Source organism: Afifella sp. JA880 (assembly GCF_025379905.1).
GTDB classification, from domain to species: domain Bacteria; phylum Pseudomonadota; class Alphaproteobacteria; order Rhizobiales; family Afifellaceae; genus Afifella; species Afifella aestuarii.
The window spans coordinates 147,890-165,629 of record NZ_JAOANH010000002.1 but is presented as its reverse complement, the minus strand read 5'-3'; the positions used below and the strand labels follow the sequence as shown (position 1 = coordinate 165,629).

Annotated in this window: 20 protein-coding genes; 10 read left to right on the top strand and 10 right to left on the bottom strand. The window is 61.9% G+C overall.

Annotated features, from left to right (window positions below):
* Positions 1–11: 11 nt before the first annotated feature.
* The 4 genes from NYQ83_RS08985 (at position 12) to NYQ83_RS08970 (ending at position 3,663) form a co-directional block, all read left to right on the top strand.
* On the top strand, positions 12–1,112 hold the full coding sequence (locus tag NYQ83_RS08985) for an electron transfer flavoprotein subunit alpha/FixB family protein (RefSeq protein ID WP_128291606.1): 1,101 nt from the start codon (positions 12–14) through the stop codon (positions 1,110–1,112).
* A 10-nt stretch (positions 1,113–1,122) separates the two neighbouring features.
* Complete coding sequence (locus NYQ83_RS08980) at positions 1,123–2,430, top strand: FAD-dependent oxidoreductase (RefSeq protein ID WP_261214231.1); 1,308 nt, start codon at positions 1,123–1,125, stop codon at positions 2,428–2,430.
* Positions 2,427–2,726, top strand: a complete 300-nt coding sequence (locus tag NYQ83_RS08975) for a ferredoxin family protein (RefSeq protein WP_128291608.1) — start codon at positions 2,427–2,429, stop codon at positions 2,724–2,726. The genes NYQ83_RS08980 and NYQ83_RS08975 overlap by 4 nt, the downstream gene beginning before the upstream one ends.
* 154 nt (positions 2,727–2,880) lie before the next feature.
* Positions 2,881–3,663, top strand: coding sequence for a metallophosphoesterase family protein (locus tag NYQ83_RS08970; RefSeq protein ID WP_261214228.1), 783 nt, complete (start codon positions 2,881–2,883; stop codon positions 3,661–3,663).
* Here NYQ83_RS08970 and menA read toward each other — a convergent pair.
* The 6 genes from menA to NYQ83_RS08940 all read right to left on the bottom strand — a co-directional run bounded on the left by menA (position 3,650) and on the right by NYQ83_RS08940 (position 10,205).
* Positions 3,650–4,576: a 1,4-dihydroxy-2-naphthoate octaprenyltransferase gene (gene menA, locus NYQ83_RS08965; RefSeq protein ID WP_261214226.1), complete on the bottom strand. Its 927-nt coding sequence runs from the start codon at positions 4,574–4,576 to the stop codon at positions 3,650–3,652. The two genes, NYQ83_RS08970 and menA, sit on opposite strands and share 14 nt — an antisense overlap.
* Positions 4,577–4,715: 139 nt before the next feature.
* A complete protein-coding gene (gene cysC, locus NYQ83_RS08960) occupies positions 4,716–6,584 on the bottom strand; it encodes an adenylyl-sulfate kinase (protein WP_261215152.1) in 1,869 nt (622 codons plus the stop codon).
* 29 nt (positions 6,585–6,613) lie between these two features.
* Complete coding sequence (cysD, locus tag NYQ83_RS08955) at positions 6,614–7,516, bottom strand: sulfate adenylyltransferase subunit CysD (RefSeq protein WP_128291612.1); 903 nt, start codon at positions 7,514–7,516, stop codon at positions 6,614–6,616.
* 22 nt (positions 7,517–7,538) lie between these two features.
* Positions 7,539–8,888 carry a UDP-glucose dehydrogenase family protein gene (locus tag NYQ83_RS08950; RefSeq protein ID WP_261214222.1) on the bottom strand — a complete coding sequence of 450 codons (1,350 nt, stop codon included), beginning with the start codon at positions 8,886–8,888 and terminating at the stop codon, positions 7,539–7,541.
* A gap of 125 nt (positions 8,889–9,013) precedes the next feature.
* A complete protein-coding gene (locus tag NYQ83_RS08945) occupies positions 9,014–9,211 on the bottom strand; it encodes a CsbD family protein (RefSeq protein WP_128291614.1) in 198 nt (65 codons plus the stop codon).
* Positions 9,212–9,320: 109 nt separating this feature from the next.
* Positions 9,321–10,205 (bottom strand): formate/nitrite transporter family protein, encoded by an 885-nt coding sequence (locus NYQ83_RS08940; RefSeq protein WP_261214219.1) that lies wholly within the window; start codon positions 10,203–10,205, stop codon positions 9,321–9,323.
* A 167-nt stretch (positions 10,206–10,372) separates the two neighbouring features.
* Between NYQ83_RS08940 and NYQ83_RS08935 the strand changes: the two genes are divergently transcribed.
* From NYQ83_RS08935 to NYQ83_RS08925, 3 genes are read left to right on the top strand one after another with little or no spacing between them, the layout of a single operon-like run.
* Positions 10,373–10,777, top strand: a complete 405-nt coding sequence (locus NYQ83_RS08935) for a hypothetical protein (protein WP_261214217.1) — start codon at positions 10,373–10,375, stop codon at positions 10,775–10,777.
* A gap of 2 nt (positions 10,778–10,779) precedes the next feature.
* Positions 10,780–11,046 (top strand): DUF2945 domain-containing protein, encoded by a 267-nt coding sequence (locus tag NYQ83_RS08930; protein ID WP_234628375.1) that lies wholly within the window; start codon positions 10,780–10,782, stop codon positions 11,044–11,046.
* A gap of 51 nt (positions 11,047–11,097) precedes the next feature.
* Positions 11,098–12,078 carry a diacylglycerol/lipid kinase family protein gene (locus tag NYQ83_RS08925; protein ID WP_261214215.1) on the top strand — a complete coding sequence of 327 codons (981 nt, stop codon included), beginning with the start codon at positions 11,098–11,100 and terminating at the stop codon, positions 12,076–12,078.
* On the opposite strand, the gene NYQ83_RS08920 is transcribed toward NYQ83_RS08925, so the two are convergent.
* On the bottom strand, positions 12,072–13,232 hold the full coding sequence (locus tag NYQ83_RS08920; RefSeq protein ID WP_261214212.1) for a hypothetical protein: 1,161 nt from the start codon (positions 13,230–13,232) through the stop codon (positions 12,072–12,074). The two genes, NYQ83_RS08925 and NYQ83_RS08920, sit on opposite strands and share 7 nt — an antisense overlap.
* A gap of 148 nt (positions 13,233–13,380) precedes the next feature.
* On the opposite strand from NYQ83_RS08920, the gene NYQ83_RS08915 reads away from it, so the two are divergent.
* The 3 genes from NYQ83_RS08915 to NYQ83_RS08905 all read left to right on the top strand — a co-directional run bounded on the left by NYQ83_RS08915 (position 13,381) and on the right by NYQ83_RS08905 (position 14,958).
* Positions 13,381–13,644, top strand: a complete 264-nt coding sequence (locus NYQ83_RS08915) for a Rho termination factor N-terminal domain-containing protein (protein WP_261214211.1) — start codon at positions 13,381–13,383, stop codon at positions 13,642–13,644.
* Positions 13,645–14,176: 532 nt separating this feature from the next.
* Positions 14,177–14,398 carry a NepR family anti-sigma factor gene (locus tag NYQ83_RS08910; protein WP_234628371.1) on the top strand — a complete coding sequence of 74 codons (222 nt, stop codon included), beginning with the start codon at positions 14,177–14,179 and terminating at the stop codon, positions 14,396–14,398.
* 11 nt (positions 14,399–14,409) lie between these two features.
* Positions 14,410–14,958, top strand: coding sequence for a sigma-70 family RNA polymerase sigma factor (locus NYQ83_RS08905; RefSeq protein WP_128291621.1), 549 nt, complete (start codon positions 14,410–14,412; stop codon positions 14,956–14,958).
* Positions 14,959–15,045: 87 nt separating this feature from the next.
* Here the strand turns inward: NYQ83_RS08905 and NYQ83_RS08900 are convergent, their stop codons facing one another.
* The 3 genes from NYQ83_RS08900 to NYQ83_RS08890 form a co-directional block, all read right to left on the bottom strand.
* Entirely contained in the window at positions 15,046–15,525 is a 480-nt protein-coding gene (locus NYQ83_RS08900; protein ID WP_261214205.1) for a pyridoxamine 5'-phosphate oxidase family protein, read from the bottom strand.
* Positions 15,526–15,553: 28 nt separating this feature from the next.
* The gene (locus NYQ83_RS08895) at positions 15,554–16,618 is read right to left on the bottom strand and encodes a DNA topoisomerase IB (RefSeq protein ID WP_261214203.1); all 1,065 of its coding nucleotides are present in this window, start codon (positions 16,616–16,618) and stop codon (positions 15,554–15,556) included.
* A gap of 128 nt (positions 16,619–16,746) precedes the next feature.
* Entirely contained in the window at positions 16,747–17,700 is a 954-nt protein-coding gene (locus tag NYQ83_RS08890; protein ID WP_261214201.1) for a DMT family transporter, read from the bottom strand.
* Between the last annotated feature and the right edge of the window lie 40 nt (positions 17,701–17,740).

Below are 17,740 nucleotides of genomic sequence, written 5' to 3'. Positions count from 1 at the left end.
AGGCAAAGCCGATGGCAAACGCGCCAAAGCAGCAAGCCCGCCCCGCAGGCGGTCGGGCCGGCATGAAGAAGGAACTGCCGGAGCATTTCAAAGCCTACCGGCATGTCTGGGTCTTCATCGAATACGAGCACGGGCACGTGCATCCCGTGTCGCTGGAGCTTCTGGGAGAGGGCCGAAAGCTCGCCGAGAAGCTCGACGTGGAGGTCGTGGGCGTCCTTTTGGGTGGCGACAAGAGCGAACTCGAGGCGGCCGCGAGGGAAGTCTACGAGCACGGTGCCGACGTCCTCTATCAGGTCGCCGATCCGATGCTCGCGCATTACCGCAACGAGACCTACACGAAGTGCCTGACGGATCTCGTCAACACCTACAAGCCGGAGATCTTGCTTCTGGGCGCGACGACGCTTGGCCGCGACCTCGCCGGTTCGGTTGCGACGACGCTGGCAACGGGCCTGACCGCCGATTGCACGGAGCTTGCGATCGACGACGATCGTTCGCTCGCAGCGACGCGGCCGACCTTCGGCGGGTCGTTGCTGTGCACGATCTACACGCTGAATTTCCGCCCGCAGATGGCGACGGTGCGGCCGCGCGTCATGGCCATGCCGAAACGCGAGCCGGGACGCACGGGACGCCTGATCGAGCATCCGCTCAACATGGCGGAGGAGGATGTCGTAACCAAGGTTTTGCGCTTCGTCGCGGACCGTGATTCCAACAAGGTGCAGCTCGCCTTCGCCGACATCGTCGTGGCCGGCGGGCTCGGGCTTCGCTCGGCTGAGAATTTTCAGCTGGTGAAGGATCTCGCCGAAGTCCTCGGCGCCGAATACGGCTGCTCACGGCCGCTCGTGCAGAAAGGGTGGGTGCCGGCCGAGCGCCAGATCGGCCAGACCGGCAAGACCATCCGGCCGAAGCTTTACATCGCCGCCGGCATTTCGGGCGCGATCCAACACCGTGTCGGTGTGGAGGGAGCGGATCTCATCGTCGCCATCAACAGCGACCCGAATGCTCCCATTTTCGATTTTGCTCATCTCGGCGTGGTGGCCGATGCCCTGGAAGTGCTTCCGGCGCTGACGCGGGCATTCGCAAAGCACCTCTCCGTCAACCGCCTGGCAGGCTAAGGAGGCAGCCATGGTCGAACAGCGTTTCGATGCGATCGTTGTTGGTGCAGGGCCCTCGGGCAACGCCGCCGCCTACACCCTGGCGAAGGAGGGCTTGAACGTGCTGCAGCTGGAGCGCGGGGAATATGCCGGCTCCAAAAATGTTCAGGGCGCGATCCTCTATTCCGACGCGCTCGAAAAGCTCATCCCGAATTTTCGTGAGGATGCGCCGCTCGAGCGGCATGTCATCGAGCAGCGTCTGTGGATGCTCGACGACGCGTCTTACACCGGCATGCATTACCGCTCGGAAGAGTTCAACGAAGAGAAGCCGAACCGCTACACGATCATCCGCGCGCAGTTCGACAAATGGTTCAGCCAGAAGGTTCGCGATGCCGGCGCGACCGTCCTTTATGAGACGACGGTCAAGGAGCTCATTCGCAACACGGCGGGCAAGGTGATCGGCGTGCAGACCGACCGCGAGGATGGCGCGGTGATGGCCGATGTCGTCATCCTTGCGGAAGGCGTCAACGGCCTCGTTGGCCAGCGTTCGGGGCTGCGCGATGAGCTGAAGCCGGACACCGTGGCGCTTGCGGTCAAAGAAATGCACTTCCTGCCGCGCGACGTCATTGAAAGCCGGTTCAACCTCAAGGGCGACGAAGGCGTCGTCATCGAGGCGATGGGCAGCGTGACGCTCGGCATGACCGGGACCGCCTTTCTCTACACCAACGAGGAATCCATCTCCGTGGGCATCGGCTGCCTCGTCTCCGACTTCACGGAGAAGCGCGAGGCACCCTACGAACTCCTGGAGAGGTTCAAGTCGCATCCGGCGATCGCGCCGCTTCTGGCGGGCTCGGAGGTGAAGGAATATGCCGCCCATCTGATCCCCGAAGGCGGCTACAACGCCATCCCTTCGCTCTTCGGCGATGGTTGGCTGATGGTGGGCGATGCCGGGCATTTCGTGAATGCCGTCCACCGCGAGGGTTCCAACCTTGCGATGACGACGGGCCGCGTTGCCGCGGAAACCGTCGTGCGGCTGCACCGCATGCGCAAGGAGATGACGAAAACCAATCTCGCCGAATATCAGGACCGGCTGGAGAAGACCTTCGTCCTCAAGGACATGCGCAAATACCGCAAGATCCCGGCCTTCCTGCACGGCAACAAGGAAACACTCTTCGGCCTCTATCCGCGTCTCTTGAGCAAGGCGGCGCAGACATGGTTCCGCGTCGACGGGCTGGACAAGAAGGCGAAGGAGAAAGCGATCGTCTCCTCGTTCCGCCAGGCGCGGACGTTGAGGGGCATGATTGGTGACGCGTTCAAACTGGCGAGGGCCTGGCGATGAGCACGGAAACAGATGCCGTGAAGGTTGAAGAGAAGCTTTACTACAACCGTTACGTGGTGGATGCGGGCCGTCCGCACGTCAAGATCCGCCCGCATGAGGTGCCGTCTCAGGCGCTTCTGGCGCTGACGAAGATCTGCCCGGCGGGCTGCTATGCCCTCAACGACAAGGGGCAGGTCGAGGTGACGCCCGACGGCTGCATGGAATGCGGCACCTGCCGCATCGTGTGCGCCGATACGCACGACATCGAGTGGAATTATCCGCGCGGCGGTTTCGGCGTCCTGTTCAAGTTCGGCTGAGGCTCGCCTCGGCCGGGCAGGCTGCCATGGACGGTGCCAGGGGGCTTTGGCCGGACATGCAGCCTGCCTATCTTTTCTGCGCGCGGCGCTGACACGAGCGGGCCCGAGAGGGTGGGGCGGCTGATTTTGCGGACCCTCACCCTATATCGCGGGCATGGCCTTTTTCTCCGCAGCACGCACTGACCCGCAACACGCCGTCCCAGACGGATGCCGCGTCTACGCGATCGGCGATATTCACGGGCGGTTTGATCTGCTTCTCGATCTTCAAGAGCAGATCAAAGCCGATCTCGCGGCGTCCCCACCGGAAGAGAGCGTCGAGATCTTCCTCGGCGATTACATCGATCGCGGACCCAATTCCCGCGCGGTCCTGGAATATCTGTTCGCGGGCGAAAAGCTCTGCGACCGCCGCGTCTGCCTCAAGGGCAACCATGAGGCGGTGCTTCTCGAGGTTCTCTCCGATCCGAGCATGCTTCCTTATTGGTGCGGGCAGGGCGGATCGGCGACGTTGCGCTCGTTCGGCGTTGCGCCTCCTTCGGGCGGAGATCAGCGCTCGCTCGTCACCTGCCATCAGGCTTTGCTGCAGGCGCTGAGCGGTGGCTTCGAACAGTTTTTACGTTCGCTCGCTCTCAGCGAGAGCGTCGGCGACTATTTCTTCGTTCACGCCGGGATCGATCCCAGACGCCCCATGCGGGCGCAGCGGGAGGAGGATCTCGTGTGGATCCGCGAGCCGTTTCTCTCAAGCGGACGGGATTTCGGCTTCTGTGTCGTGCACGGGCACACGCCTCGTGACGAGGTCGACATTCGCCCCAACCGCATCGATATCGACACGCGCGCCTTTGCCTCCGGCCGCCTGACCTGCCTCGTTCTGGAAGGTGGCGAGCGGCGGTTTCTGCAGACTCAGGATATCGCGGAGCCGGAAGCCGTCAGGCGGCGGTGAAGATCAGACCAAGGCTGACGGTGAGACAGAGCGCGGCCTGAACCGAGGCGGTCTGTCCGAGACAGCCGTTGAAATCGGCGGGCGTCGTCGCATTGCGGAAAGCCACGTGAGCCTTCCAGGCAAGCGGAATGCAGACGAGGCCGAGGAGAGCGCCGGTGAGGTGTTCGCCGACGAGGGCGAGAAGGGTGATCATCACAAAGCTTGCGGCGAGCAGACGGCCGTAAAGGCGTCCGGCGCCGAGAGGCCCGACGCGGATCGCGAGCGTCTGGCGGCCGGCGAGCGTATCGCTTTCGCGATCGCGCGTGTTGTTGACGAGGAGAACGGCGGCTGCCGGCAACCCGATCGCCACTCCGAGAAGGATGGCCGGGAAGTCGATGAAACCCGTCTGCAGATAGAACGTCCCGTCGACAGCGACGAGACCGAAAAAGGTGATGACGAAGGCCTCGCCCCAAGTGCTGCGCGAGATCGGCCAGGGACCGGACGAATAGGCATAGCCGGCGATCAACGACAGGATGCCGACGATGAGGATCGGGATACCGCCGGCCTGGATGAGATAAAGGCCGCCGAGGGCTGCGATGAAGAAGGCGAGATGCGTGGCGTGGAAGACCTCGCGCGCCGTCGCCCATCCCTTTTGCGTCACCCGAGGCGGGCCGATGCGGCCGGAATCGTCTGTCCCGTTCAAAGCGTCGACGGCGTCGTTGTTGAGATTGGTGCCGATCTGGATGGCCACGGCCGAGATCAGGGTCACCAGCGCCAGAAGCAGGTGAAAATCGCCGTTCTCGGCCCATGCCAGCGTCAGGCCGGCGACGACCGGCGAGACGGAGAGCGCCAGCGTGCGCGGACGGATGGCGTACCACCAAATGGCGAAAGGAGACGGTTTTTCCGGGGTCATCGCATCGACCATAACCATCATGCTGTCGCCAGGCTGTGGGCGGCGCCGATGGTATTTGTATTGCAAGATTGGCCCGGTGTAACGAGCCGTTGACACTTGGGTCAACGGCTCTTTCTGTCCTTCAGGGTGCGGCCCTTTGGAGCGCCGCGACAGTCTCCGCTCAGCTCAATCGGCCTTTCTGGCGCAGGTAAGCGATGATCTCGTCGGCCAGTTCTTCCGGGGAAGCCGAGGTCGTGTCGACGGTGATTTCGGCGTTTTCCGGCACCTGGTAGGGCGAATCGATGCCCGTGAAATTTTTCAGCTGCCCGGCCCGCGCCTTTGCGTAGAGCCCCTTCGGGTCGCGCTTTTCGGCAATGTCGAGAGGCGTGTCGACGAAGACTTCGACGAATTCCCCCTCCATCATCAACTGACGCGCCATCTGCCTTTCGGAGCGGAAGGGCGAGATGAAGGAGACGAGGACGATGAGGCCTGCGTCTGTCATCAGTTTTGCCGTCTCGGCGACTCGGCGGATATTCTCCACCCGGTCGGCGTCGGTGAAACCGAGATCGCGGTTGAGACCATGGCGGACATTGTCACCGTCGAGCGTGATCGTGTGCCGGCCGGCCGCATAGAGTTTCTTTTCGACCCAATTGGCGACGGTCGACTTGCCGGCGCCGGAGAGGCCCGTGAACCACAACACCGTGGGCTTCTGATTCTTCAGACGCGCACGGGCATTGCGGTCGACGTCGAGCGACTGCCAATGAATGTTGGCGGCACGTCTCAGCGAGAAATCGACCATGCCAGCGGCGACCGTCGAATGTGTGAACCGGTCAATCAGGATGAAGCCGCCGGTTTCGCGGTTCTCGCCGTACGGATCGAATGCAATCGGATGCGCCAGCGACAGGTTGGCAAACCCGATCTCGTTCAATTCCAGGACCTTGCCGGCCGTCTCTTCAAGCGTGTCGACGGAGAGGTGATGCTTCAGTTCGCTCACCTGCGCAGAAACCATGCGGTTGGCGGCTTTCAGCCAATAAGGCCGGCCGGGCAGAAGCGGCTCCTCCGCCATCCAGACGAGATGGGCGGCGATTTGATCCGTCACTTCCGGCCGGTTTTCCGCCGGCACCAGAACGTCGCCGCGGGCGATATCGACCTCGTCGGCAAGCCGAAGCATGATGGACTGGCCGGCGACGGCCTCCTCGAGTGAATTCTCGCCGATGTCGATTGCTGTCACGCGGCTCTTTTTGCCGGAGGCCGCCACCACGACTTCATCGCCAACGGCGATGCGCCCGGATGAGATCGTGCCCGCATAGCCGCGGAAGGTATGGTCGGGCCGGCACACCCATTGTACCGGAAAGCGCAACGGCGTTTCGACAAGACCCGGAGCCGATGGCGCTTCCTCCAGGAACGGCAGGAGGGCCGGACCCTTCCACCAGGAGAGGCGCGGGCTCGGGCCCGTGACGTTGTCACCTTCGCGCGCCGAGAGCGGGATCGGCGTGACGCTTTCGATGCGCGTGCGCTCGGCAAAGGCTGCGAAATCGGCCGCGATCTTCTCGAAAACGGTCTCATCGTAACCGACGAGATCCATCTTGTTGACGGCCAGCACGACCTGCTTGATGCCCATCAGCGAGCAGATCAGGGCATGGCGGCGTGTCTGTCGCGACAGGCCTTTTTCGGCATCGACCAGGAGAATGGCGAGCTCGGCGGTCGACGCTCCGGTCGCCATGTTGCGCGTGTACTGCTCGTGGCCCGGCGTGTCGGCGATGATGAAGCGACGGCGGGGCGTCGCAAAGAAGCGCCAGGCGACGTCGATCGTGATGCCTTGCTCGCGCTCGGCCTCGAGCCCATCGACGAGGAGCGCAAAGTCGATGTCGCCACCGGTGGTGCCGTGGCGGCGGCTGTCTCGCTCCAGATCGGCGATCTGGTCCTGCAAGAGCAGCTTGGAATCGTAAAGGAGGCGTCCGATCAGGGTCGACTTCCCGTCATCGACGGAGCCGCAGGTCAGAACGCGCAGGGTGTCGGGCGCGGCAAGCGTGCCGGCGAGCGTCTGCATGCTCGCGGGGTTGGTGCTGGCGGTATCCATCAGAAATAGCCTTCCCGCTTCTTGCGCTCCATGGAAGCCGAGGCTTCCCGGTCGATGGCTCGGCCGCCGCGCTCCGACTGGGTCGCGCCCATGGTCTCCATGACCACTTCGGCAAGTGTGGTTGCCGACGATTCCACAGCGCCGGTCAGGGGATAGCATCCGAGCGTGCGGAAACGGATGAGCCGCTGTTGGGGGACTTCGCCCGGCATCAGCCGCATGCGGTCGTCATCGACCATGATCCATTGGTCGTCGCGCTTCACGACCGGCCGTTCGGCCGCAAAGTAAAGCGGCACAAGCGGAATGTTCTCGCGCTCGATATAGGTCCAGATATCGAGCTCGGTCCAATTGGAGAGCGGGAAGACGCGCATCGATTCGCCCTCATGGATGAGGGTGTTGTAGAGCCGCCAGATCTCCGGGCGCTGATTGCGCGGATCCCAGCCATGGCTCTTGGAGCGGAAGGAGAAGATCCGCTCCTTGGCGCGTGACTTTTCCTCGTCACGGCGGGCGCCGCCGAAGGCTGCATCGAAATGGTGCCTGTCGAGCGCCTGCTTCAAACCCTCCGTCTTCATGACGCGCGTGTAATTGGCGCCATGATCGAAGGGGTTGAGGCCGGCGGCGACGCCTTCCTGATTGACATGGACGATGAGCTCCATGCCCGCCTCGGCCGCCATCCGGTTGCGGAAGGCGTACATGTCACGAAACTTCCAGGTCGTGTCGACATGCAGAAGCGGGAAGGGAGGCGGAGCCGGATGGAAGGCCTTGCGCGCGAGATGCAGCATGACCGACGAATCCTTGCCGATCGAATAAAGCATCACCGGGTTGCGGCATTCGGCTGCCACTTCCCTGAAAATGTGCAGGCTTTCTGCTTCCAACCGGTCAAGGTGGGACAGATTTGCGGACATGGGTCTTACAGTTCGAGAAATCTCAGGAGGATACAAGACGCGGACGTGACGGGCCCTTGGGCTCGGCAACCCGCGGTTTGCGGCCAACGCTGTGATAGTTGAAGGCGTGAGGTGCCACTTCTTCGGGCGGATAGATGTTTCGCAGATCGATTAACACATCGCCCCGCATCGTCCGCGAAAGCGTGGCGAGATTAAGGGCACGGTACTCGTTCCACTCCGTCATGATGACGAGGCCGTCGGCCCCTTCTGCGGCGGCATAGGGCGAAGCACACCAGGTCACGCCCGGAAGCAGCGGTTTTGCCGCCTCGGCCGCCTGGGGATCGTGGGCGCGAATGGTGGCTCCCGCGGCCTGCAGCGCGGGAATGGCAGTCAGGCTCGGAGCCTCGCGGATATCATCAGTGTTGGGCTTGAAGGCGATGCCGAGCACGGCGATCGTCTTGCCCTCGACGCTGCCGCCATGTGCCGCGACCACGCGATCTGGAATCGTGCGAATGCGTTCGTCATTGAAAGCGATCGTGGTTTCCACGAGGCGGATCGGGCTGCCGAGGCGACGAGCGGTCGTCGCGAGGGCCCGCGTGTCCTTCGGAAAGCAGGAGCCGCCATAACCCGGTCCCGGATGCAGGAATTTCGGGCCAATGCGGTTGTCGAGGCCGATGCCACGAGCGATGTCCTGGACGTTGCCGCCGACGATTTCGCAGAGGTCGGCGATCTCATTGATGAAGCTGATCTTCATCGCGAGGAAAGCGTTCGCCGCGTATTTCGTGATTTCCGCGTTCTCGAGCGAGGTGAAGACGATCGGCGTCTGACGCAGATTGAGCGGGCGATAAAGCGCCTTCAGGGTCTGTTCGCCGTGCGCATCTTCAACGCCCACGACGACGCGGTCAGGGCGGAGAAAATCTTCGATCGCCGCACCTTCGCGGAGGAATTCCGGATTGGAGGCGACGGAGAATTCCTTGTCCGGGGCCGTCTCCTCGATGATGCGGCGCACTTCGCGGCAGGTGCCGACGACGACCGTCGATTTGATGACCACGACAGAGCCAGAGCGCATGGCTTCGCCGACTTCGCGGGCTGCGGCGTAGACATAGGAAAGGTCCGCTTCGCCGTCGCCGCGTCGCGTCGGTGTGCCAACCGCGATGAAGATGACGTCGGCGTTCTCGACGGCCCCCGCGAGGTCCGTGGTGAAGGTCAGGCGGCCGGCGTTTTTGACCATCAGCTCCGCGAGACCGGGTTCGTAGATCGGCACTTCGCCCCGTTGCAGGGCTTCGATCTTCGCCTGGTCTTTGTCGACGCACGTGACGTCGAAGCCGAACTCGGAAAAGCAGACACCAGAGACCAAGCCTACATAGCCGGTCCCAATCATCGTGATGCGCATGGCGGTCTTCCTCGCGAACGCGGCTCTTAAGCCACGTCGAGGCGGTTATTGCAATTGCGAGAAAGACACAAAAAGGGCCGGCAGGAAGCCGGCCCTGAACTTGTTTATCCTACACCTCGACCGTCTTAGTGACGGGCGAGCCAGTCGTCGATTTCACGCTCGGCCTCGTCCTTGGCCACGCCGTAGCGTTCCTGGATCTTGCCGGCGAGTGCCTCGCGGTTGCCCTCGACCTGGTCGAGTTCGTCATCCGTGAGCTTGCCCCACTGGGCCTGAGCATTGCCCTTGAACTGTTTCCAGTTGCCCTGAACGCGATCCCAATTCATGACTTTCTCCTGTTGAGTTCGATGCCAGGAAAACGAGGATCGATGTCGCGGGGTTCCAGGGCCTCGCCGTCGGTGAAGAAAATTTCATACCCTGGCTAATGAAAGATCGCTATTTGATTTCCTCTTTTACCTGCGCGTAGGCAAGGAGGGCGAAAAGGGCCGTGCCGCCCAGGATGTTGCCTATTAATACGGGCAGAGTGAAGTGCCATAACATTGTGAAGATGCTGATATCGCCATGCGCGACGAGCAGGAATGCCTCGACGCTGCCGGCAATAATGTGGGTGAATTCGGCGATCGCGATGATGTAGGTGAAAATCACGATCACGAGGAACTCGTTGCCGGATGCGCTCGGCAAAATCCACACGATCGCAGCGATGAGAAAGCCGGCACCGACGGCGCGCACGAACATCGTGAACCAGCTCTTGTCCATCATCTCTCGGCTGATCTCCAGCATCGCCTGGAAGACTTCGGGATGGGTGCCGGGAAGAGCCGCATTGAAAACCCCGACGCCGAGCGTTCCGACCATATTGGCGACGAAGACGACGCTCCATAAGCGCAAGACGCACAAGACATTTTTGCGTGTGAACTCCGCTGCGAGCGGCAGGATCGGAGCGATGGTGTTTTCGGTGAAGAGCTGCTGGCGGGCGAGAATGACGAGCAGGAAGCCGACGCAATAGCCGAAGTTGTCGACAAGGGGGCGCCAGGGAGCGTCTGGCAGGTGGTAGCGCAACGCCGCCTCCGCCACGAGCGAGAAGCCGATCGACAAGCCCGCAGCGATGCCCGACCACCAGAGAGAGGAGGTGGGGCGCTGCATTTCCTCCTCTCCCTCCTGCCGCACCACTTCGTAGATTGCGGGTACAGAGAGGCGCAGTCTTTTCTCGACGGTCTTGGCTTCGCGCTGGGTGAGGCCGCGCGAATCCTGCGCCCGCTCGGCCCCTCTGTGCTCGCGTTCCTTGCTGCGTCTCGCCTGCCTGTCGCTTTGAAACTCGTTCATCTTCGCTCGATTCCGTTTCTCGCCATAATCCCGTCACCGCTGGATCAAGATTGCGCTGCAAGAGCGCGCTTCAAGGTGGCGTGGCCAATCCGCCACCAGGGAAGGGCCGTGCTATCCGGGTGGGAACTCACCAGCCTTCGGCACATTCACTGCTCAAGGAGGACGATATGACAAACCGTCTCGATGGGCCTGGAGTGCCTTTCTCGTCGGACTATGACGTCGGGGGAGATGCGGACGAGCCGGGCCTCGCCCAGCCGATCACCACGGACGATCTCGATGCACTTGCGCATTCTGCGCGTGGAACGGTCGAGGAGCGCCGCGAAGCGCTTCGCGGAGCGCTCGATGAACTCGAGGCGCGCCGTTCCATGGATGTTTCCCACGATGTCGACGGCGTCATCGCCTACGGCCGAGATCTGCTTCAGTCTCTTTCGGGAACCTCTCCGGTCTCCTCTGTCGAAACTGGAGATCCAGAGGGTTTCGGCTTTGCTCCAGAAGACCGGCTAGATCAGCCGGATGAAATTTTGGAGCGGGCGCAAGACTCGGTCAAGGAAGAAGACGCAGAACGCGAGTGAAGATGACCGCCATGCCGGCGGAGACGAAAGAGGTTTTGAAGAAGAAAATGGCGCAAACCTATCGCAAGGGTGAGAGCGTTGAGTGGCGGTTCGGTGGCTGGACCAGCCGAGGCCGGATCGTGGAAGTGTTCACGCGTCCCGTCGTGCGCAGCCTGGAAGGCCATGAAATCGTGCGCAATGCGGATGCCGAGAACCCGGCCTACCTGATCGAGCAGGACGACGAGAGCCGGGTGATGAAGTCGCATTGCGAACTGAGCGGCCTTCGCTGAGAGACAATTTGAGCGTCTCAGCAGACGCTGGCGTTGGGGGCGAGCGTCGCAATGACTGGGAATGAAAGAGATTCTGCCGAGGCGTCCGAACAGCCCGGACCCTCACGGGCGGCTATGCGTCTGGCGCTGGTTCTCAACAGCGATTCCGGGACTTTGCGGACGTGCGAGCCATCTGCAGGCGAAGAGATCGCGGATATTTTCCGGCAGGCCGGGCACGACGTGACCCTTCACTGGAAGGCGGGCAAGGAGGCGATCTCCGCCATCGAGGCGGCCTTCGCGGACGATGCTTATGACACGGTGATCATCGGCGGCGGGGACGGCAGCGTGTCGTTTGCCGCCTCGCAAGCATACCAGAACGGTAAAGTCCTGGGCATCCTGCCGCTTGGCACGATGAACCTTTTCGCCCGCGCGTTGGGCGTTCCGCTCGACATGTATGAGGCGGCGAGGGTGCTCGCTGCGGGTGAAGTCTCTCGCGTCGATATCGCGGATGTGAACGGGCGGCTCTTCGTTCACCATGTCACGCTCGGGCTGCATCCGAAAATGATCCGGCTGCGCCAGGAGCTCGATTACGGATCGCGTTTCGGCAAGCTCATGGCGAGCGCCAAGGCTCTCCGCCTTGCGTTGCGGCGGCCGCCGATCATTCGTGCGCGTCTCTCCCTTGCCGATGAGGAGATCGACGTTGAAACTGCGGCCCTCGTGGTCAGCAACGGACCTCTTGGGGATGGGCATCTGCCTTATGCCGATGATCCTTGCGCCGAGACGCTCGGCATCTATTTCGCCACGTCGCGCAAATGGACCGACCTTCTGGAACTTGCGGCGGCCTTCGCGCTCGGGCGCATGAGCGACAATCCGATTCTGTCGATGCGACGGTCTCAGGCCGTCACGATTTCCATGCAGCGCTCCGAAGCGCGAGCCTCGGTCGACGGGGAAGTGGTGACGCTCAGACCGCCGCTCAAGATCCAGCAATATCCCCGCGGGCTGACCGTGCTGGCACCCGCGGGGCATATCGCGAAGGACGCCTCAGGTCAGTAGCGGGTCAGCGCTGCGACAGGACCGAGGTTTTCGGCCGTCTCGCCTTCCATGCTGTAGATCGAGCCGCCTGCCTGGAGCGCTCTCACCGCCACGAAATCAATGAGGTCGAACTGTTCGGGGCCCGGTTCATCGACAACATGCACGGCGTGTTCGTCGGAATTGTAGCTTCCCCAAAGATGGGCCGAGCGGGCGATGAAGACGGCTTCCAGCCGCCCCTCGATCGACGCGCGAGCGATCTCGTTGATGTCGCGTAGCGCGCCGTTGGAGCTTTCGTCCTTGAGGCGTGCCTTGAGACGCTCCAGCGCATCACGCCGATCGCCCTCGACTTCCGGCTGCATTACCGACCAGGAGGCCTGGTGCAATTCCGCCTCGCTCTTGGAGGCTGGATCGACCTTCAGGTTCTCCTCCGAAACGCCCTTATAGTGCAGCTTGTTCTGCAGGTGGCCTAAGGTGCGCGGCTCGGCTGCGATCGCCAGAGGTGCGCCTGCACCTCCCAGCTTGTGATCGACGGCCTTGGCGATCTGCCCCAGATATTCGTCAAGCTCGACCTCGTTGTAATCGTCCGGGCTCGGCCCGAGCGAATGGTATTGCGGTACGCCGGCGGATCCGCCTTGCTGGCCGCCGGACGCGTTCGAATGGAAGCCGACATTGCCGTCAAACTCCGTCATGCCGCGGAATTTCGCGAGGCTTTTTGGCATGTTCGGAACGTCGACAGGGCGGAGGTCGTGCTTACGCACTTTATAGAGCTGTACGTCGTCACGCGTGACGCATAGAAGGTAGCCGTGGCCCGCGGATGAGAAGATGCGGATCAGCGGGCGGAGATAAAAGCGCTCGCCGACCAGCGAAAGCTCTTCGACTTCGCCCGGCAGCTTGATCCATTGCACGCCGCTTTCGTCGATGAGGACGGCAAGGGATTGGTCCTGGTGCTGCCAGAAGTCGAAATCGTCCAGACGTTCTTCCGCCGGCTGCAAGAGTGCGTCGACGTCTCGTCCTGCGTCTGCCGCCTGAAGACTGCGCCGTGCCTCTGAGAGAGCGTTTTTGAGGCGCGTCGGATTTTGCAGGGTTTCGGCGCTGCGCATCTCCATCGGCAGGTAGATGCTGATCTTGGGAAAGCCTGTGCGCTCCGCCAGGTCGCGTATCCAGTCGCGTTTCATTGTTATCTCCCCGTGGGTTGCAGCTTTCTGGGGAATGGTCGCCGCCCATCACGAGTTCCTTGGCGGACCGGCCCAGGTTGTCACATTTCTTTCGCAACGCATGCGCGCCTTCGCCGTTATGTCCTCAAACGGCAACGTGAGCAGAGCGATGGCGAAGAATCACGGAAACCAAGTCAAAGACGACAAGCTTTATGAGGATCTGCGCGAGCGCGGCGAATCCAAGGAGAAAGCCGCAAGGATCGCCAATGCGCGCGCCAATCCGTCCATGCATCCTTCCAAGAAGGGCGGAAAGAACCCCGCCTACGAGGAATGGAGCAAGGACGACCTTTACGATCGGGCGCAAGAGCTCGGCATCGACGGGCGCTCGAAGATGGACAAATCCGAGCTCATCGACGCCCTCCGCAATCACTAGTTTCGCACCGTACGAAAGGGCGCAGACGGAGAGGGCTCAACCCTTTGCAACCCACGGCACTTTTCAGGAGCGCGTATGCCCCGGGATGACATGAATGAAGTCGAAGTGACGCAGGCGGAGGAGAGAAACACCAACCGCCATGTCCTTGTCTGGGGGACCGTGTTGGCGATCGTTGCTCTCGGCGCGATTGCGCTGTGGTTCGGGCTTTAGTCCTTCCCTTTTTTCAAAGCTGGGGGTTCCATTCTCTGGCCAGACGCCTTTGCTGCAACGCCAAATTCGGCCGCATTTGTGTTTGACAAGCGGCGTGAAGTCGTGGAAGCCGAGGCGATAAACGGCCTGCTAACCTTGATCATGGTAAATGCCTTACAGGTTCAAGACTGTGGTTGATGTCGCTTTCCGACGGGATGCGACGCGGCCGTCCGGCACCCTTGCATCCGGCCCGAGCGTCGGCTGCGGCGTTTCGCACCAGAAATTGCTTTGCCGGAACAAAACCCGAGCATCCGAATTAACCTCGTGACGGAGTTGAAGTGACATGGATCAATCTGACCGGGAGGGCAGCGGTCGCTCGCAGGAGGATATGATGTTGGCGGACAGCAACGGCCGCGAAAATGGAATGCACCCTCTGGTTCAGTCTCAGATCGGGAAGCATTTGCGCGCCGTTTACGACGATGTGGTGAACGAGCCAGTTCCTCAGCGCTTCCTCGATCTCCTGGAGCAGCTGGAAGAATCCACAACCAAAAACCGTCGCAGTTAGGCCGAGCCCATATGGCCGTATCCGAGGCTCTTCGACAGGAGCTCCTGTCAGCAATTCCCAATCTTCGTGCTTTTGCCGTCTCGCTTTGCGGCAATGGCGAGCGTGCGGACGATCTCGTCCAAGAGACGCTCATGAAGGCATGGGCCAAGTTTCACACCTTCCAGGAAGGCACCAATCTGCGGGCCTGGCTTTTCACCATCTTGCGCAACGAATTCTATTCGCAGGTGCGCAAGAAGGGCCGAGAGGTCGAGGACGCCGAAGGCGCCTATGCCGCCAAGCTCGCATCGCAGCCGGCCCAGAACGGGCATATGGATCTGCGCGACTTCAACGAGGCGCTCTCGCAGCTGCCGGACGACCAGCGTGAAGCCCTGGTGCTCGTGGGCGCGTCCGGTTTCTCCTACGAGGAAGCTTCCGAGATCTGCGATTGTGCGGTCGGCACGATCAAAAGCCGGGTCAGCCGTGCACGCACGCGGCTCTCCGAACTTCTCGCTCTGGAGGAGGGGGAGACCTACGGCTCTGATCCGATGGCGACAACGGTGATCACGCGCAGTTTCAGCTGATCTTAAACGAGACATGTAAGAAGGGCCGCTCGGATCGAGCGGCCCTTCTTTTGTTTGCGGTCCGGCTGTGTGCCGCTCTGAAGCTGTCTAGAGAGCGACCTTACGGTTTTCGCCGAGATTGGGCTCCTCGCCCGACTGCTTCGCCTTGATCAGGTTCCAGCGCCTCTGCAAGGCGTTGAAGCCCTCCCAATATTCGCCGCTCGACGGCACCACTCGGATGACGGCGACGTCGGGGTCTTCTTTGCCGCCGGGAAACCAGCTTTCGGCATCGTCGAACCAGACAGCATCAATGAGCCGCTTGTCGGTGGTGAGGTACGCCTGTCCCGAAACCGAGACATATTCTTTCCGTCCAGGCCGCGCGAAAGAGAGATTGACCTCCGGATGCGCGGCAAGCTCATCCGCCTTGTGAGACGATTTCCGCGTCAAGAGATGAAACTCGTGCGTGGATTTGTCGACGTCGAAGCCCATCGGGCGAGAGCGCAGCTCGCCACCGTCCCGGCTTGTCAGCATGCAGACGGTCACGTCTTCGATAAGATCGAAGAACTCCTCGATCGGCGCATCTGTCATCAGCGTATCTCCTTGTTTCTCGGACGATTCAACGCCCGGCGGCCGGCTCATGTTCCGCCTTCATGCGTGCCTCTTCGGCCTCCAAAAATCGCATGAGCGCAGTCTCCGCCGCCGAGAGATGTGTGCGGTGCGGTCGGCGCAGAAGATCGGCGCGCAAGCGTTCCTCCTGGAACGCATGGACAACCAGCGGGTGCACGTAACTGGAACGGCATACGGCCATGGTATTGGCGAGCTTGTCGCTGACCTCGCGCATCACAGATGCGATGGCTCGTTTTCGTGCCGCCTCGCTTTCCGGTTTCTCGCTTGTCACGAAGAGTTCAAGGGCTGCCGCGCTCGCGGCAAAGGTGCGGAAATCTTTCGACGTCACCTGCGCTCCGGCCGCGTTCTTCAGATATTGATTCAAGTCCCGGGCGTTCAGGTAAGCCCGGCTTCCATCGCTCTCGCGATAGGCGAACAGGCGGCGTTTGCCGATTGCCTTAAGCTTACGAAGTCGCGAGGGGAGGTAGGTGTCTGGGATCACCTTGTGGATTTTCTTCCCCGATTTGCCTGTGAAATCGAGCGTCACGGTGCGGCCGTTCAGCCGCACATCCTTTTTCAGAAGGGTGGTTGCACCGCGGGCGCCTTCTCCGTCGCTCGGCTCGCCGCGATGACCCGACCGCAACAAAGCTCGGTCGACGAGGCGCGCCGCGACAGCTGCAGAAAAACGCCGGTCGGGGCGACGGCGGTCGAGATCGCGCGCGATACGCTCGCGGATTTTTGGGAGCGCCCGGCCGAACCGTAAAAGGCGCTCGGCCTTGATGGCGTTGCGCACCTCTGTCCAATCCTCGTGATAGCGGTATTGCAGGCGACCTTCCTGGTCGCGTCCGACGGCCTGCAGATGCGCATGCGGGTCCTCGGCGATGCAGACCGAGGTCCAGGCTGGCGGGATAACGAGGTCTTCCAGGCGCCGGCGCAGGCGGCGATCGCGGATGGTCTTGCCATCGCATCTATAGGTGAAGCCACGCCCGCTGCGGCGGCGCTCGATCGTGAGGTTCTCCGCGCAGATGTAGTTGAGCCCGCACAATTCGGCTCGTTCCTGAAGCGTGTCGGCCATCGTGCCTCCAAAGGACGGGCACGAAACGGGCAGGAGAGAGCCCTGGTTCCGCTCCTAAGGGCAGGGCTTCCTAAGCCGGCAACCCTATGTTTCTCAGAGGCTTGCGAAGGTTGGAGAGCTCTTGTCGCTCAGTTCGTATAGCCGCGGCCGGCCGGTGAACGCGCCAGCCTCTGGCCGCGTCTCGCTTCGCGATGGATGGTGTAAAGTGCGGCCGCGATGACGATGCCGGCGCCGATGAAGGTGCGCATGGCGGGAATCTCGCTGAAGATCAGGATGCCGAGGATCGTCGCCCAAAGGAGGCGGGCGTAATCGAGCGCCGCCAGCACGGTCGCTTCTCCGGCGCGAAATGCCTGTATGTTGCAGCTTTGTGCCGTGACCGAGACGAGCCCTATGGCGACGAGCAGGCCGAATTCCGTCCAGGTCGGCCACACCCATTGCCAGATCGCGAGAGGTGTCAGCAAAACACCCACGAAGACCGTCTGATAGGCGAGGATGGTGATCGCGAGGTCTGAGCGCGACAGGAGCCGAATGATCACCATGACGAGGGCCGCCGAGGCGGCGCCCGCTACGGCCAGAAGGCCATAGCCGTCGATGCCTGCGCCGGTCGGGTTGAGCATCACCATGACGCCGATGAAGCCGCAGATGATCGCGCCCCAGCGGCGAGGTCCGACCGCCTCTTTGAGGATGACGATGGCAAAGAGCGGGATGAAAAAGCTCTTGGCGAAAGCGATCGCGGTTGCATCAGCGAGTGGTAGATGAACAACCGCCGTGAAGCCGCAGAACATCGCAATGACGGCGAAGAGGATGCGTCCCGCGTGAAGGAGAGGGCGCCGCGTCGTCAGCGAACCCGGAAACCCCCGGATGATCAGCGGCAGAGCGGCGAGAAACATCACCGACTGACGCACAACCAGGATTTCAGCGACCGGCAGCCTCGTGCCGATGAGCTTGATCAGCGTCATCATGATGGTGAAGAGAATAGTGGCGACGATGATCCAGGCGGCCCCACGAAGATTGCCAGGCAGAGCCTGAAACCGTTTCGTCAATCCGGCAGATGTTTCGCCGAACCGGCCCGTTCCATCCATGGCGTCTATTGACGCTTCGTCGCATTCTCCGTCAAGCTGT